Below are 16,555 nucleotides of genomic sequence, written 5' to 3'. Positions count from 1 at the left end.
GATTTTCCCTTTCGGGTTAGTAAATTATAAACTGGGGCGGCATTGTATTACGCAACGCTCGCCGCTCTTAATGCCTTTACCTGCGCGGGGATATTGTGCGATGACAAATCCGCTGCCCTTGATTTTTACGTCTATGCCCGCTTCGTACAGTCTATTCATCGCCATGCGCACGCTCATGCCTCGGACATCCGGAACTCTTTTGACCGGGCTGCTGGACTCGTCGGATAACTGCGCTTCGCTGACGGTTAGCTGCGATCCGGTTTTTAAAAGTAAAACTTTTTTCCCGCCGTCAAAGTCCCAGGCTTGATCGGCTACCATGTCGCCCGAGCCGATGAACCGATACGGAAGTTCAAGTTTATCCAATATGTTTTTTGCGGTTTCTGTAGTCAGATATTTTACGTCCGGCGTAAGTCCGTTTTGTTCAAGCGTTGAATCCTGCTCAAGTTCAGCCATGACGCGATTGATTGACTTGGCGAATGCGTCGGATGAATTAATGATCTTCTCGACGATTGCACGCGCGGTAGTTGCCGCCGAAGCCTCTCCCCATATGCTTTTACGAGGATTATTGACGATGACAAGGAAAACCAACTGAGGATTTTTAACCGGAAAAAAACCGGCGAACGATGCGGTAAACTTGTCTTTGGAATATGTCCTTGATCCCTGCTCGATTTTTTGCGCTGTTCCTGTTTTTCCGGCAACTTCAACGCCCTTAATTTGAGCGCGTTGGCCGGTTCCTCCTACCACCGCTTCACGCAGCATGCCTGCGACTGAAGTCATGGTTTCTTTTGAGGCGATGCTGCGGATAAACTGCGGTTCGAACATTACGGTTTTATCGTCGTTCGAAAGATCAATGATAGATTGAATGACAAACGGTTTATACAGACTTCCGCCATTGGCGATGGCAGAATACGCATTCGCCATCTGAAGCGCCGTGACGCCGACTTCCTGACCAATGGATATCATCGGTAGAGTCAGGCCGGACCACTTTGTAGGATGTTTCAGTTCTCCTCGAATTTCGCCTTCAAGATCAATGCCGGTTTCATTTCCAAACCCGAACGCTCGAACATATTGATACAATTTTTCTTCGCCCAAAAGCTGGGTTGTTTTAATAATACCGATATTGCTCGATTTTTGAACCACTTCCGTAAAGGTTAACGTACCGTGTTTTTTTGAATCGTGAATGACCTGGTTATATAATTTGATCTGGCCGTTCTCGCAGTTAATACGATCTTCAGGTTTACGAACTCTTTCTTCCAACGCAGCAACAGCAGAGAAGGCCTTGAAGGTGGAGCCCGGTTCGTATAAATCGGTGACGGCGCGGTTGCGAAATAAGTTCGATGAATTATATTTTTCTGGCGTATTTGGATCAAATCCGGGGTAATTGACCATGGCAAGAATCTCGCCGGTACCGGGAGCCATGATGATGACCATCCCGTCATCGGCGTCATAATCATTAACGGTTTTCTCCAGTTCCTGATATGCAATAGTCTGGTAATTCATGTCGATCGTCAACCGAATGTTTCTGCCATTTTTGGTTTCCTGATGCGGGTAATCTGGATTAGGCCGCAGACGTCCCAAGGCATCGGCCTGTAAGATGGCCCATCCGTCTAGTCCGCCTAACTCGCTCTCTTGATCCAACTCGATTCCGGATGAACCCTGATTGTCGATATTCGTGAATCCTAAAATGGATGCGGCCGCTTTGCCGTACGGATAATGCCTGCGGAGAGACTGCAATTTTATTAGGCCTCGGATAGAATCGTTTATTTGCCTCGCGGTCATTTCAGAAACACGGCGTTCAAGCCAGACAAAAGCTGTTGATTTGGATAATAACTTGCGATACTCGGATTTCGGCTTTTTGAAAACGAGTGCAAAGTTCTCGGCCACTTTGTCTTTGTCGGTTTCTTTCATAAAACTCGGATCGGCGGCAAAAGAATAATTGATGAGGTTCACGGCGATCTTATTCATATTGCGGTCATAAATAACACCGCGTTCTGCATCAAGGGTAACGCGGCGTTCGTACTGCCTTTTGGCAAGAAGTTGATACGTACTGGTATTAACCATTTGAATCATGAATAGACGGATCACGACTCCGATGGCCAGCAGAACAAAAAAGACGGCGATCGTGCGCAAACGCGTTACGCGTTTCTTGACAAAAAGATCTTCGGGGGTTTTCTTTATTTCTTCCGTCATGACTTTTAAGGTTCTATAGTCGCTTTTTGCGTTTCATTCAATGACTTTGCTTTTTCTGCATCGAGAAAAATGACGCCCGGTTTTTCTTTGGAGGGGATCATCTTGAGCTTGTCGGCTGCAATTTTTTCGATTCGCTGATAATCGGATAAACTGGTGATGTCGACCTGAATGGATTCATTGGCCTTTTCAAGTTCCATTTTTACATCTTTTAATTTTTCAATTTCTACAAGACCTTCACGAACATAATTGGTTTCCCAAATCCAGACGATCATCAGGCAGGCGAGCACGAAAAAAACAGTAAACAGTTTAATCGGCGTAACCGGAAATTCTTTTTTCGCAGCGCTCAATTCCTTTGTTTTTTCTTTGGCTTTCTGAGATTCGCCGGGTTTTGCTGTTGTTGCCGGTTGTTCCAAATATTTTTCATATTTTGTACGCGGTTGGAACTTATCGGTTGAAATGGCATTTTCCGAAACCATGATCTTTTTCTTTTTACCGGAATAATCCAGGCCGGTAATCGTGCCGTATGGATGACTCATATTCTCACCGCTACTCTAAGTTTGGCGCTGCGTGCCCTTGGATTTTTAAAAACTTCGTTTTCCGCCGATACAATCGGTTTTCTTGTCACGATCTGCAGGCGGGGCTGTTTGCTTTGTGACAGTTCGGGATAATTCGGATCAAATATCTTATCCGACGCCTCATTTCTGTAAAAGTCTTTTACGATCCGGTCCTCAAGCGAATGGTACGATATGACGGCCAATCTTCCGCCATGATCGATTACATCCAGCGCATCCTTAAGCGCTTGTCTGAGATTATTTAATTCATCATTCACCTGGATTCGTATCGCCTGAAAAATCCGCGACAATGTTTTTTTTGCAAACCTTTCAGGAATGATATTCATAATAACCTGTGCAAGCTGTGTGGTTGTTTCAATCGGCTGCTGTGTTCGCGCTTTCGTTATGGCGCGTGCGATTCGCCGGGAATGTTTTTCTTCGCCTAGCTGAAAAAAAATATCAGCCAGTTGTTTTTCGTCGTACTCGTTGACCACTTCACGGGCGCTGAAGGATTCCCGGTCATTCATCTGCATTTTCAGCGGTGCGTCGAAACGGTAGCTGAACCCTTTCTGAGAATGGTCCAGTTGAAACGACGAAACGCCTAAGTCCAGAAGCAAGCCGTTGATTGCCGAAATCTTATGTACATCCAAAATTTGGCGCAGTTGGCGGAAATTGGCTTGTTCGATAATGATCCGTGAAGCAAACGGCCGAAGCCTTTCCTGGGCCGATTTGATCGCGTCCTCATCAACGTCGAAAGCAAGGACTTTGCAGGAATTATTCTGCTGTAAGATAGCTTCCGTATGTCCGCCGCCGCCGAGCGTTCCGTCAACATAAATTCCGTTTGGCCGGATATTCAAATGCGAGATACACTCATGTAAAAGAACAGGATTATGATAGGTCAAAGTCATATAGCGCCGAATTAAAAGCTGACCATTTTTTCGGCCGTTTTCTCGAGATCAAAATTTCGATGCACTTCTTCGTATATTTTTGGATTCCACACTTCGATCCAGTTGAGCATACCTATGATTAAAATCTCTTTTTCGATTTGTGCAAATCCCAGAAGAGTGTGCGGAATCACGACACGTCCCTGTTTGTCAAGGTCATATTCGTGCGCATTCCCGGATATTAAGCGAATGAGTTTACGCGTATTGCCGTCCATGATTGAAAGCGTTCTAAATTTTTCTTCCAGTTTTTTCCATTCGGTCATGGAGTACACGTAAATACACTGGTCGAAACCGCGCGTCAAAACAACGCCGTCATGATCCTCCGGTATAAAAGCATTACGCATTTTTGCAGGGATATTGAACCTGTTTTTCGGATCTAAAGTGTATACATATGTTCCTTTAAAAGAAGCCATAAAAACAAATCCGATTAAGTTAAATTAACCCACTTTTACCCACTTTCTTGTTAAGTTCAGCCATTTAAGGCTCAATGTCAAGCGAAAAATTCAATAATTTGTTGTATTTAATGGCTTAATGGGCTTGAAATGGAGAAAGAGAATAACCCACATCCTACCACCAAAATTGAATTTCAGGTACAAAAAGACGATGAAATTATCGGAAAAAAATGGACAAATGAAAAAACAGGGCGGAATAAATCGCTTGATTCTCAAATCATTATTAGTTACTTTTTTATATTCTTGGCTCAATATTTTCAAATAACCGGATTTTCGCTTTGAAAAAAACGGATCATGAAGTAAAATCTCTCATCCGGGAGATGGATAAAATTATCCAGCGTTATATCGCCAAAAGAAAACCGATTACACTGTATGGGCCTGTTCAATACCTTTTTGACAGCGGCGGTAAAAGGCTGCGCGCTGTTCTGCTCTTGCTTTCGAGCCAACTCATTTCACGGAACTACAAGAAATCGATTCATGCCGCGGCGGCCGTGGAAATTCTGCACAATTTTTCACTGGTTCATGACGACATTATGGATCAAGACGATTTGCGCCGGGGACGCGCAACGATTCATAAAAAATGGAACACCAATATCGCGATTTTGTCGGGCGATGTCCTTGCTGCGATCGCGTTTAAGGCTCTGAACCAATCTCCGGAAAAACATATTCAAAAATTGATGGAGATTTTTTCCGAAGGATTTATCGGGTTATGCGAAGGGCAAGCGCTGGATAAAGAATTCGAATCGCGTTCGGATGTTCGTGAGGCGGATTATTTAAAAATGATATCTCAGAAAACGGCATTATTATTCAGTCTGTCAGCACAAATGGGCGCCATTCTTGGAGGCGCAAAAACCAGACAGGAAAAAGCGTTAAAAGAATTTGGTTATTATCTCGGCATGGCTTTTCAGATTCAAGATGATCTTCTGGACATTATCTCGGATGAAAAAATTCTGGGAAAAAATATCGGCAGCGATCTTGCCGCCGGGAAAAAAACATACATTTCTATTTTGGCTTCGGAGAAGGATCAGGGACGAGGTATGGTCAATATATTTCAGTCGCTGACGGATGAAGATATCCGGAGAAAAACACTGGACGAATTCAGGCGTTATCTGATAACCAGCGGCGTGCAGGCGAGGACTCAAAAAATAATCGATAAGTACTTTCAATCCGCACTTAACCGCCTGCAAGGTTTTAAGAATACCAAAACCAAACAGACCTTGATTCAGCTTGCCCATCAGATGTGGAAACGAGAGAATTGAATGACGGAATGCCGATCCTATGCTTGAACAAGATATCGTAGTATCCAATAAAGCGGGCGTGCACGCGCGTCCGTCTGCCCTGATCGTAAAAACAGCGAGCCAGTTCGACTCGGAAGTTTTTTTAACCTGCGAAGGCACGGAAGTCAATGCAAAAAGTATCATGAGCGTCATGATGCTGGCGGCGGCGATGGGAAGTGTAGTGCGAATACGCACCGAAGGTTCGGACGAGGACAAAGCTATGCTGGCAATCATCGCGCTCTTTGAAACTAAATTCAGCGAAGAATAACATGCCTGCCAAATCCGATAAATCCAAGTTGAAAGCGGACGAAGTTGTCGTCAAAGGATTGGGTGTTTCATCAGGAATCATTGTAGGGAAACCCTATGTGCTGCATTCATCAAATTTGAAGGTGATTGAATACAAGCTGGAGGACGACCATGCGGTTGAGGATGAAATCGAGCGTTTTCATCAGGCTCTGCAAATCACGCGCGAACAATTATACCATCTCATACAGGAAGCCAAAGCCAAATACGGCAAGGAATACAGCTCCATTCTTGAGTCCCATTTCTTGATACTTGAAGATGAAGAAATGATTCGAGGAACGCTCAAGCTGGTCAAGAACAACCATGTAAATGCCGAAAGCGCATTGACGACGGTCATGGATAAATTCAGGAATAATTTTCTGAAGTCGAACAACGAATATCTTCGTGAACGTGCAACTGATATCGACGACGTCAAACGCCGTATTTTGGCCAATTTACTTGGACAGCATAAAACTTTTACCGTTGATGAACCCTCCGTCATTATTGCCGATACGATAAAACCCTCCGACATTGCGGGTATCGAACGATCCAAGATTCTTGGTTTTGTTTGCGAATCGGGCAGTACGTTGTCGCATTTTGCGATAGTCGCACGCTCGTTGAATATTCCTGCCGTAGTCGGCATAGCTAATTTTACCGGATTTGTGTCCGATCATGATACCTTGCTTGTGGACGGGCATAAAGGCGAGGTCATTATTAATCCTACTCCGGAAACGATTGAACGCTATTCAAAAAAAAGCAAGGAGATCCTGCGGCAGGCGGCAGAACTGGAGCCTGTTGCACAACTGCCATGTACTACCAAAGACGGCCGGGAAATACAACTGTCGGCTAATGTGGAATTAGCGGAAGAAGTTGCCAATGCCTTGAAGCTGGGCGCCAAAGGTATAGGGCTTTACCGTACGGAATATATGCTTTTTTCCGAACGCGAACTGCCTGACGAAGAAACACAATATCAGGAGTATTTAAAAATTGCCCGTAAAATCCATCCGCATAAATTAACTATGCGCACGTTTGATGTTGGCGGCGACAAAATTCCGCTTGAGATTCTTACCACACAGGGGTATGTACACGAGGATAACCCGATGTTAGGATGGAGGGCGATTCGTATCGCTTTGGAGTGCCCGGAATTTTTTGTGCCTCAGATCCGCGCCATGCTCAGGCTGTCTGCAGAATATCAGGTTGAGATCATGATCCCGATGGTTATTTCTGTAAAGGAAGTCCTTGAGGCAAAAGCTTTGATTGATAAGTGTAAAAATGAACTCAAAAAAGAAAAAATTCCTTATAACGAAAAAATAAAAGTCGGCATTATGATCGAAACGCCCGGAGCGGCGCTGATGGCGGATGTGCTTGCGAAGGAAGTGGATTTTTTTAGTATTGGTACTAACGATCTCGTGCAGTATACGCTCGCCGCGGATCGTGGAAATCCTAAAGTAGCCGCGTTATACAATTGCTTTCACCCGGCAGTCTTACAACTGATTAACAAAACAATTTCGGCCGCGCGACATCACCGTATTCACGCCTCCATGTGCGGGGAAATGGCGGGTAATCCGTATGCAACGATCTTTTTATTAGGATTGGGATTACACGAATTTAGCGTACTGCCCCCGGTTCTTCCAAAAATTAAAAAAATGATAAGAGAAACAGACAGTAAAGAAGCCGAAGCCTTAGCGAAGAAAATTCTCAATATGTCCGACATAAAAGAAATCGAAAAGTTAGTAACCGAAGTTACCAGAAAAAAACTCGCCGTATAACGCCGTATGGACTTCATTCCTTCTGATTCTTTCTGCCGCCATTTTTCTTCGAATCATTCTTATTGATTATAGAAAACCCCTTTGATATATTTTTACTATGTGATTTGACGATATTAAGTAAAGGAGTTTACGCTTGAATTACCGTGTTCCGACTGGCACTAAGGATATATTGCCGACGGAGATCTTTAAATGGCAATTTGTGGAGAAGAAAATCATCGACGTTATGCGCCGGTTTAATTACACGGAAATTCGCACGCCAATTTTCGAACATACCGATCTGTTTAAACGCGGGATCGGTGAAGCTACCGATGTAGTTGGAAAAGAGATGTACACTTTTTTGGACAAAGGCGAGGAAAGCCTGACGCTCCGGCCTGAAATGACGGCTTCGGTGATTCGCGCACTCATTGAGAGTAATCTAACGGAACAACAGCCACTGAATAAATTATTTTATCTTGGACCGATGTTTCGTCAGGAGCGCCCGCAAAAAGGACGGTTGCGGCAATTTCATCAATTTGGCGTGGAGGCCATCGGCAGCAGATCCTCGGAGATCGATGTGGAGACCATGCTCGTGGCACTGACCATTTATGAAGAACTCGGTTTAAAAAATTTAAGTTTTAAGATAAATAGCGTAGGATGCCCGGTGTGCCGTCCGGATTACAGGAAAAAATTAGTTGCTTTTCTATCGGCCGTCAAAGATCAATTGTCGGCTGAAAGCCAGAAAAGGCTTGAAACCAATCCCATGCGAATACTCGATTCGAAAAGCGAAAAAGATAATGAGTTGACAAAGAACGCACCGCTAATGAAAGATCATTTATGCGAGGAATGTTCGACACATTTTGACAAAGTGAAAATTCTGTTGAATGGCCTGAATGTGAAATATGAAGTGGACGGGAAGCTGGTGCGCGGGCTGGATTATTACACCAAGACGGCGTATGAAATTCAAAGCGAGAATTTGGGTTCTCAAAATGCGCTGGGCGGCGGCGGACGGTATGATCTGCTGACGGAGAGCCTTGGCGGTAAACCCACGCCGTCCGTGGGCTTTGCGGCAGGTATCGAGCGGCTGATTATTGTTATGGAAGCTGAAAATCTAAGTTTCGGCGCCTCGCCGGACATTGACGTATATGTAGTCGTATTGGGCGAAGCCGCATCGGCCGCAGCGATGCCGTATGTGCAGACGATGCGTCAACACAATATCGTCTGTGAAATGGATTATCTGAAACGGAGTATGAAGGCGCAGATGCGCGACGCCAATCGGCAGAAAGCAAAATTCACCGTTATATTAGGTGATCATGAGATCGCAAAAAACGAGTGCGTGGTCAAGAATATGGATAACGGAGAGCAAACGACGATAGCGCTGTCGCAACTGGATACTTATTTTCAGGAAAAATTTTCATAACGAAGTAAGGCGGAATCACTTTCCTCTAACCGTCACATCCAAAAAGCGTTTTCAATGTGGTTGATTTCTTCGTGATCTGAATAGATTCGGACGGCAATGAGATCAAATCTGCAATCCATCTCGCCAATCTTATTTTTCCATAAATAATGTTCAGCTGATTTACGTAGGAATTTTTGTTTCGTTACAGTCAGCCACGTTTCCGGCTCTCCGAATGGAGATTCAGACACGTACGTGAGGTCTGCCGTTTTCACTTCAACAAATACCAGTATCGTGCCCGTCTTAGCCACGATATCAATTTCCCCGTTACGAAAACGGTACTGCTTTGCTAAAATCTCGTAATTCTTTTTTCGGAGAAATTCCTCAGCGAGAGATTCCCCGCGATTCCCGACGGTTTTACTTTTGGACGGCATTAGTAGTTGGATAAAATAGTGCAGATCTTGTCTTCGAGATACTTTACAGATTCATAATATCCCTTCGGAAATCCGTTGGTAAGAAGGCAAAATGCAATGCGGTCGCCTTGTTTGTTCTCGATATACCCCGCAAGTCCGCTGTAGCCATGCAGATATCCGATCTTTAAACGGCTTCGCTTGGAAGGCCCGCCGTTTTTATTGAATCGTTTCCTTTCCGTTCCGTCCACCCCTGCGATACTGAAAGAGGATAGGTATTCGGGTGAACTAAAATCACGGTGCATGTATTCCAATAGACGCACCAGTGCGGCCGGCGTTATTTTATTTCCAACGTCCAAACCGGACCCATCAACTATTGCAATTTCTTGCCGGCGAATGCCGACTTTTTCTAAGAACGGCTTCATCGCCCGAATGCCCTTTTCGTCGGTTCCGGGCGGGCCAAACTCCTGCGCGCCCATGATCATCAGCAGTTGTGTCGCGGCATAATTATTACTCCATTTGTTGATTCCCGCGATAATATACGACAGGTCGTACGAAGGGGGGTCGGCAATCGTTTTGACATTTTCCGGTGTGATCCCTGCGATCACCCGGCCGCGAACATGAATGCCGTATAATTCAAACGCTTCTTTGATGATCGTTCCAACATACATTGCTGGGTTATTGATACGTTTGTATATCACGGTTTCCGGTTGTCCCATTCCGATGGATCCGTAGACGGAAAGAGTTATTTTCTCATGGTCGTACTTAGCCGAGACGGAGTAATTGCTTATACCAACACTTTCGGACGAATCCGTTGTTTTGGCGTAATTGATGATGCGAAAAAGCGATGAAATCGGTTCTGTGAAAACGAGCGCAGAATCTCCTATTTTTTGACCGGGCTGAACATAAATGGCAACGGAATTAAAATTAAATCCCAGCGCGCTGCCGAATGCTGAATAGGCGCGGTCATTTGTTTCTGCGTTAGGCGTGTCCTGAAGATACGACTCATCTGCAATAATATTGCCTTTAATCTCGCTGAGGCCCATGGCTTTCAGGTGATAAACCGTTCGCAAAAGTATTTCAGAAGTGAAATAAGGATCGCCGTAACCTTTGACGTATAAATTGCTGTCGACGATGCCCTTTGAGAAATTACCGTCCGTGTAAAATCCGGTTCGAAATTGATAGTTGCTTCCCCAGCGATCGAGTGCGGCTGCGGTCGTAACTAATTTCATACAGGAGGCGGAACTCAGGAGAGTTTCGGAATTTTTTTCATACAGAATTTGGCCGCTGCGCAGCGATTTTGCAATGAACCCGACTTTTGAATCCTTAAAAAGGCGTTCGGCGAAAACAGCGTCAATAGCGGAAGTAATGGAATCCAATTTTTGTTTTGAATAAAAATCTTGCGAAGAAACAGAAAGGGGGATCGCCAGAAGAATGGCAAATATATATTTCATCAATAATTTTTCTCTGATAAGACGACGGATACTAGTCCAGTTTAAAAGGCGTATTCGGATCTTCTTCGTGGCGAATTTCGTCAACGCGTTCTTTTTTATTTTTTCCGGCATAGAGCCGGTTGGCGCAATTGAAGACCATACCTTCCTTGCCGCCGACATTCTTATACCCATGCGCAACGCCGGGAGGAATAATAACCGACGCAGGTTTGCTTTCACCCAGAACCAAAGTTGTTTTAGACATATAAGTTGGCGAGCTCTTACGATTATCCCACAGGTATAATTTAAAATCCGAAGGGCCGAGAAAACAAAAAAGGTCGGATTGATCTTCGTGCTCGTGCGGACCGCGGGCGACGCCGGGCTCGGTCATTGAAATATAAGCCATCGCGGGATAGTCGTTCTCATCCAACTCGTCATGACGAAACAACTCCATCAGCCAGCCGCGTCGATCAGAAATTTTTTTCAGTTCTTTAATGATGACTCCTTCAATAGCTCCTTCTTTCAACATTTAAACTCCGTAAATTTAACCGATTTCTTGTTGGTAACGACTTAGTCCGATTTACAATCAAAATCCGAATCCCGGTCACGTCATTCTGAAAGAATCTTTTTTGATTTTAGTCAGACATTCAATTCAAAAAGATTCTTACAGAATGACAGCGGGGTATATCTCGCGTTACATTATTGCGAATGCCGCAATGTCAATGCCGATGAGTAATTACATTTATTTTTTTGTTTCTTTGTTCTTTGGAATCACCTGATACACATGCTCGCCCGGCTTGACCATGCTGTATTTTTCGCGCGCAACTTTTTCTATATAGGTCAAATCATTCTTGATGCGTTCGCGGTTTTTTAGCAGATGAGCCTGATCTTTTTTAAGCTGCGCGATTTCGTTTTCCAGATTCATTTTTTGCCGTTTGATAACGACCATTTGATACGCGCCGTAATTACCGAATATAATCGTCATCGCGATCACGCTTATCACCGACCAAAAGAGAACTTTTTTCCTCTTTTTCTTTTTTTCGATACTGGCGGTATCGTCTAAAAGGTTTTTCGTCACGTTTTCTCGCGGCAATATACTCATACGTTTCTCCTTATATTTGAAAGGCTTTGCGTCCGGGATAAACTGCACGGGCGCCCAACGCTTCTTCAATTCGGATCAGTTGATTATATTTCGCAATTCGATCCGTTCGTGATGCGGAGCCTGTTTTGATCTGGCCGCAATTCAGCGCAACGGCGATATCGGCAATGGTCGTGTCTTCCGTTTCACCGGAACGATGGCTCATGACTGCCGTATAACCGGCATTGTGCGCCATTTGAACCGTGTCGATGGTTTCGGTCAGCGTACCGATCTGATTTACTTTAACGAGAATTGAATTGGCAACGCCCAAACTGATACCTTTGGATAGAAATTTAGGATTCGTAACAAAAATGTCATCGCCGACGAGTTGCACTTTGTCACCGACCGCTTCAGTCAGCATCTTCCAGCCCTTCCAGTCATTTTCAGCCATGCCGTCTTCGATGGAAATGATAGGGTATTGGCGAACCCAATTTTCATAGAACTTAACCATTTGTTCAGAAGTTTTTTTAGAACCGTCGGATTTTTTGAATACGTATTTTCCGTCGGCAAAAAATTCACTCGAAGCCGGGTCCAGTGCGATCATAATGTCCTTGCCGGCCTTATATCCCGCCTTGCCGATTGCTTCCATAATGACGTCTAATGCTTCATCGTTGGTTTTCAGATTAGGCGCAAACCCGCCCTCGTCGCCAACGGCGGTATTTAGTTTTTTTGATTTCAATACAGCTTTTAAATGGTGGAAAATTTCCGCGCCCATCCGTAAACCTTCAGTAAAACTTTTTGCGCCGACAGGCATGATCATGAATTCCTGAAAATCGACGTTGTTATCCGCATGCGCACCGCCGTTAATAATATTCATCATGGGAACAGGCAACGTATTAGCCTGAATGCCGCCGATGTATTGATACAGCGGGAGGCCGGTCTCAATGGACATCGCGCGAGCCGCTGCTAAACTCACGCCTAAAATCGCATTGGCGCCGAGTTTACTTTTGTTGGGTGTGCCATCCAGATCGATCATGATATGGTCGAGTTCGTGCTGATCGTCTGCATCCACGTGCATGAGCGCTTTGGAAATAAGAGTATTAACATTTTTGACCGCCTTCTGAACGCCTTTGCCGAGATAACGCGTTTTGTCGCCGTCGCGCAATTCCACCGCTTCATGTTCGCCTGTGGAGGCTCCGCTGGGAACGATCGCGCGTCCTATGGCGCCGCTTTCGAGAAAGATTTCAACTTCAACCGTCGGATTGCCTCTGGAATCCAGCACTTCGCGTCCCTGAATGTAATGTATGTGACTCATGATCTTCTCCAGTTAATTTCCAAATTCCAAAAAACAAATCACAAATAATTTTCAAATACCAAACTCGTTTGAATTTTGTTATTTGTCATTTGGTGCTTTGATTTTACTTGTTTCTCTCCATATTAAACTGCACAAAATTTTTCAGTCCTTCTTTAGCCTTTGAATCTTTAAAGTGAGATAAATTAGCAATGGCTCTGTCAGAATAATCCTTAAGCCGCTTTTTCGCATATTCAAGTCCGCCGTGAGTCTCGGTGAAGGCGATGATGTGTTTCACATCGGAACGGCTCACATCGTTTTTGATCATTTTTAGAACGCGTTTCGATTCCGCCCGTGGCGCCTTGCTGAAAGCGTGGATCAAAGGCAGCGTGATCTTTTGTTCTTTCAGATCGCGGCCCTTGGTTTTTCCGATAATGGTTTGTACGCCTTCGAAATCAAAGAGATCATCTTTGATCTGAAATGCAATGCCGATATTCTCTCCGAATTCCTTTAACGCTTTTCGGTCTTCCATGTTTTCGGTGGTCGTGATCGCGCCGAGTTCACACGCCGCCGCGATCAGCGCGCCCGTTTTGTCCGAAACGATCTGAATATACGTTTCTTCGTCAATATCCAGTTTGCGGCTTTTGTCGATCTGCAGGAGTTCGCCCTGGCTTGCTCGTTTTGTGGCATTGGACAAAAGCATCATCGCGTCAAAACTTTTGATGTCGACGATACTGATCAACGCATTGGCCAGAAGATAGTCGCCCATCAGAACGGCCATCTTATTTTTCCAGATCGCATTGATCGACGGCATGCCGCGCCGCATATCGGCTCCGTCCACTACGTCGTCATGAACCAGCGTTGCGCTGTGCACCAACTCGATCGTGATCGCCGCGCGGTAACTGCGTTCGGTTACTGTGCCGTCGCACAGCTTGCTGCACAAAAGCACCAGCATCGGCCGGAGGTTCTTGCCGCGGGACTTGACCACATACTGCGCGATCGTATCTACGATCTTGATCTTCGACGTCAGCTGTTCTTTGAATTTTTTCTTGAATACCTCGAGTTCTCCGTCAATCGGGTCAAATATGTCTTTCAGCGTCATTCAGGTTTTCCGGAAATTATGATGGTCGTTTGTCCGATGCTGTTTGCAATCTAAGGGTTTATGATTTTCAAATCAAGGTGAAATGTAGTGTTTAATCTAAAAACTGAGCTGTTCAATAAATAAAGTAAAATTTATTTTCGATGCTTGACAGTTATATTCTTTTATAATATCTTTTTCACAAGTTATAGTGCTTGTTTAATAGTAGTTTCATTTCTATCGTTATTAGCGGTTAAATAATAAAGCCAATCTGTCATTAGGATTCCATTAAAAGGAGTAATATGTATGCAATATTCAAAAAGCATTTTGTTTTTCCTATGTTTGTTGGTATGCATCACTTCAATTGTATGTGATGAGAAGTCAGATAAAAAAGAGGCGCCAACAGTAACTACAGCATCCATTACAAGCATAACGGTAACAACCGCAAGCGGCGGCGGCGACGTAACAGCAGACGGCGGTGCTGACATTACGGCCCGCGGTTTGTGCTGGAGTACATCGCAGAACCCTACCATCGAAGATAGTCACACTACGGAAGGCTCTGAGATCGGTCCATTCGCGAGTTCCATTACCGGCTTATCGCCCAACACGATGTATTACGTCAAAGCGTATGCAACCAATGACGTTGGAACATCTTATGGAAATCAAGTCACCTTCACTACAAATCCAATACTAGTTCCGACCGTTACAACCACTACTATAACAAATATCACTTCTACGTCAGCAAGCACGGGAGGCAATGTCACGGCAGACGGCGGCGCACCGGTGACCGCGAGAGGGGTTTGCTGGAATACATCGGCTAATCCTACGATCACCGACAGTATCACAAGCAACGGTACCGGCACAGGCGCATATGTAAGCTCAATGGGAAATCTTCTTCCTAATACTACATACTACGTCAGAGCGTATGTAACCAATAGCGCAGGAACTAATTATGGAAATGAAGTTAGTTTTGCTACAGGCGTCGTTGTACTACCTACAGTTACTACAGCCTCCATGACGAATATCACCACAGCAACAGCCTCCAGCGGTGGCAATGTAACCGCAGATGGCGGTGCAGCGGTAACAGCAAGAGGTGTTTGCTGGAGCACATCACAGAATCCAACAATAGCTGATGCACACACATCCAATGGAACGGGAACTGGTTTGTTCATAAGCTCCATTACAAGTTTGACACCGAATACGACCTATTATGTAAAAGCATACGTTACGAATAGCGTGGGAACGAGTTACGGCAGTGAAGAAAGTTTCACTACTCTCACAATTGGCGATAGTTATCAAGGTGGCAAAATATTTTATATTTTGCAGCCCGGTGATTCCGGGTACGTAGCGGGCCAATCACACGGATTAATAGCCGCGCCAACCGACCAAGGAACGAGTATACAATGGTATAATGGCAGTAATATAGTAACAGGAGCAGCAGGAATTGCAATTGGCACAGGAAATACAAATACAAATGCCATTGTTGCAGCCCAAGGAGCAGGAAGCTATGCAGCCAAATTGTGCTATGATTTAGTATTGGATAGTTATAACGACTGGTATTTACCAAGCAAAGATGAATTAAACAAACTTTACGTGAACAAAGCAGTGGTTGGCGGCTTCGGTGATTCTAACTATTGGAGTTCTTCTGAGGATAATGTTTACATCGCGGAGTACCAGTACTTCGGCGATGGTGGCCAGTACTCCAGCTTTAAATACGAATCGTATTACGTGCGTGCGATTCGGGCTTTTTAACCATTTAGTATTGGCGTGCAAAAACGAATCTACTGCCTTCGTTATATTCTATAGAATAGACATACCAAATCTATAAAATTGGGGATGTCTTGTTTAAAAAGCTCTAAATAAAAAAAGAGTTAAAGACAGACCGTCCTTAACTCTTTTTTTATTGAAAAATTATAAAAAAAATCTACTGCTCCAGCTCCATTTCGTCTTCGCCTTTGAAGTCTTCGATGAATCGCTCCTGCGCTTCCGATGTATCGGAACCGAATCCGCGAATGATCTCGTCCGGCGAAAGATTGAGTTCCTGCAGGCAATATCGTAAATAATATTCGTATTCCAGATCAGGATCGTCTTCGAGCATATTTTCGGCTTCGGGTTCCTGACAATTATTCTCGCGCGCCACCCACTCCGCTGCGGTTAACCTTGCCATAATCTCTCCTTTTTAGATCTAGTCCATCGCATTATTTTATAACTGTTTACCGCCCTTGCATTCTCAGGCGCATCGATATTTAAAAAGATTTTCTCGTTTTAAATTTCGTGCAATGATAATAAATTAAGGGTGATTTGTCAAGACAAATTCGTCAGGAATCGGTTTATTTCTTAACGAGGCGGCAAAGCTTATGGAATAAAGCTTCCGTAACTTCGGCAGGACTCTTGTTTTGCGTTTTGATGATCAGATCGGCGGCTTCATAAC

Annotated in this window: 17 protein-coding genes; 6 read left to right on the top strand and 11 right to left on the bottom strand. The window is 44.5% G+C overall.

The features are described 5' to 3' along the window. Positions 1-24 precede the first annotated feature (24 nt). From F9K33_09015 to mraZ, 4 genes are read right to left on the bottom strand one after another with little or no spacing between them, the layout of a single operon-like run. A complete protein-coding gene (locus F9K33_09015; GenBank protein ID KAB2879533.1) occupies positions 25-2,190 on the bottom strand; it encodes a PASTA domain-containing protein in 2,166 nt (721 codons plus the stop codon). 5 nt (positions 2,191-2,195) lie between these two features. Then, positions 2,196-2,726 carry a cell division protein FtsL gene (ftsL, locus tag F9K33_09010; GenBank protein KAB2879532.1) on the bottom strand — a complete coding sequence of 177 codons (531 nt, stop codon included), beginning with the start codon at positions 2,724-2,726 and terminating at the stop codon, positions 2,196-2,198. Next, positions 2,723-3,649 carry a 16S rRNA (cytosine(1402)-N(4))-methyltransferase RsmH gene (gene rsmH, locus F9K33_09005; protein KAB2879531.1) on the bottom strand — a complete coding sequence of 309 codons (927 nt, stop codon included), beginning with the start codon at positions 3,647-3,649 and terminating at the stop codon, positions 2,723-2,725. The genes ftsL and rsmH overlap by 4 nt, the downstream gene beginning before the upstream one ends. Before the next feature lie 11 nt (positions 3,650-3,660). Then, the gene (mraZ, locus tag F9K33_09000) at positions 3,661-4,098 is read right to left on the bottom strand and encodes a division/cell wall cluster transcriptional repressor MraZ (protein KAB2879530.1); all 438 of its coding nucleotides are present in this window, start codon (positions 4,096-4,098) and stop codon (positions 3,661-3,663) included. A gap of 129 nt (positions 4,099-4,227) precedes the next feature. Between mraZ and F9K33_08995 the strand changes: the two genes are divergently transcribed. The 5 genes from F9K33_08995 (at position 4,228) to F9K33_08975 (ending at position 8,861) form a co-directional block, all read left to right on the top strand. Further along, positions 4,228-4,419 carry a hypothetical protein gene (locus F9K33_08995; protein ID KAB2879529.1) on the top strand — a complete coding sequence of 64 codons (192 nt, stop codon included), beginning with the start codon at positions 4,228-4,230 and terminating at the stop codon, positions 4,417-4,419. Beyond that, complete coding sequence (locus F9K33_08990; GenBank protein KAB2879528.1) at positions 4,416-5,396, top strand: polyprenyl synthetase family protein; 981 nt, start codon at positions 4,416-4,418, stop codon at positions 5,394-5,396. The genes F9K33_08995 and F9K33_08990 overlap by 4 nt, the downstream gene beginning before the upstream one ends. Positions 5,397-5,415: 19 nt before the next feature. Then, positions 5,416-5,682 carry an HPr family phosphocarrier protein gene (locus F9K33_08985; protein KAB2879527.1) on the top strand — a complete coding sequence of 89 codons (267 nt, stop codon included), beginning with the start codon at positions 5,416-5,418 and terminating at the stop codon, positions 5,680-5,682. A gap of 1 nt (position 5,683) precedes the next feature. Further along, positions 5,684-7,465: a phosphoenolpyruvate--protein phosphotransferase gene (gene ptsP / locus F9K33_08980; protein KAB2879526.1), complete on the top strand. Its 1,782-nt coding sequence runs from the start codon at positions 5,684-5,686 to the stop codon at positions 7,463-7,465. A 133-nt stretch (positions 7,466-7,598) separates the two neighbouring features. Continuing rightward, positions 7,599-8,861 (top strand): histidine--tRNA ligase, encoded by a 1,263-nt coding sequence (locus tag F9K33_08975; GenBank protein ID KAB2879525.1) that lies wholly within the window; start codon positions 7,599-7,601, stop codon positions 8,859-8,861. A gap of 32 nt (positions 8,862-8,893) precedes the next feature. Here the strand turns inward: F9K33_08975 and F9K33_08970 are convergent, their stop codons facing one another. From F9K33_08970 to F9K33_08945, 6 genes are all read right to left on the bottom strand, one after another. After that, positions 8,894-9,271, bottom strand: coding sequence for a YraN family protein (locus F9K33_08970; protein KAB2879524.1), 378 nt, complete (start codon positions 9,269-9,271; stop codon positions 8,894-8,896). Beyond that, complete coding sequence (gene dacB / locus F9K33_08965) at positions 9,271-10,812, bottom strand: D-alanyl-D-alanine carboxypeptidase/D-alanyl-D-alanine-endopeptidase (protein ID KAB2879523.1); 1,542 nt, start codon at positions 10,810-10,812, stop codon at positions 9,271-9,273. Before dacB ends, F9K33_08970 begins: the two co-directional genes overlap by 1 nt. Further along, positions 10,733-11,206 carry a dTDP-4-dehydrorhamnose 3,5-epimerase gene (locus F9K33_08960; protein KAB2879522.1) on the bottom strand — a complete coding sequence of 158 codons (474 nt, stop codon included), beginning with the start codon at positions 11,204-11,206 and terminating at the stop codon, positions 10,733-10,735. The genes dacB and F9K33_08960 overlap by 80 nt, the downstream gene beginning before the upstream one ends. A gap of 213 nt (positions 11,207-11,419) precedes the next feature. Then, positions 11,420-11,779 (bottom strand): septum formation initiator family protein, encoded by a 360-nt coding sequence (locus tag F9K33_08955; GenBank protein ID KAB2879521.1) that lies wholly within the window; start codon positions 11,777-11,779, stop codon positions 11,420-11,422. A 10-nt stretch (positions 11,780-11,789) separates the two neighbouring features. Continuing rightward, complete coding sequence (locus F9K33_08950; GenBank protein ID KAB2879520.1) at positions 11,790-13,070, bottom strand: phosphopyruvate hydratase; 1,281 nt, start codon at positions 13,068-13,070, stop codon at positions 11,790-11,792. A gap of 103 nt (positions 13,071-13,173) precedes the next feature. Then, a complete protein-coding gene (locus F9K33_08945; GenBank protein KAB2879519.1) occupies positions 13,174-14,148 on the bottom strand; it encodes a polyprenyl synthetase family protein in 975 nt (324 codons plus the stop codon). Positions 14,149-14,430: 282 nt separating this feature from the next. Between F9K33_08945 and F9K33_08940 the strand changes: the two genes are divergently transcribed. Continuing rightward, positions 14,431-15,876, top strand: coding sequence for a DUF1566 domain-containing protein (locus F9K33_08940; protein KAB2879518.1), 1,446 nt, complete (start codon positions 14,431-14,433; stop codon positions 15,874-15,876). Between the two features lie 172 nt (positions 15,877-16,048). Here F9K33_08940 and F9K33_08935 read toward each other — a convergent pair whose 3' ends face one another. Continuing rightward, positions 16,049-16,291: a hypothetical protein gene (locus F9K33_08935; GenBank protein KAB2879517.1), complete on the bottom strand. Its 243-nt coding sequence runs from the start codon at positions 16,289-16,291 to the stop codon at positions 16,049-16,051. Positions 16,292-16,555 lie beyond the last annotated feature (264 nt).

Source organism: bacterium (assembly GCA_008933615.1).
GTDB lineage: Bacteria > CLD3 > CLD3 > SB21 > SB21 > SB21.
Note: the sequence above shows the minus strand (reverse complement) of the source record. Positions and strands in the feature narration are given on the sequence as shown.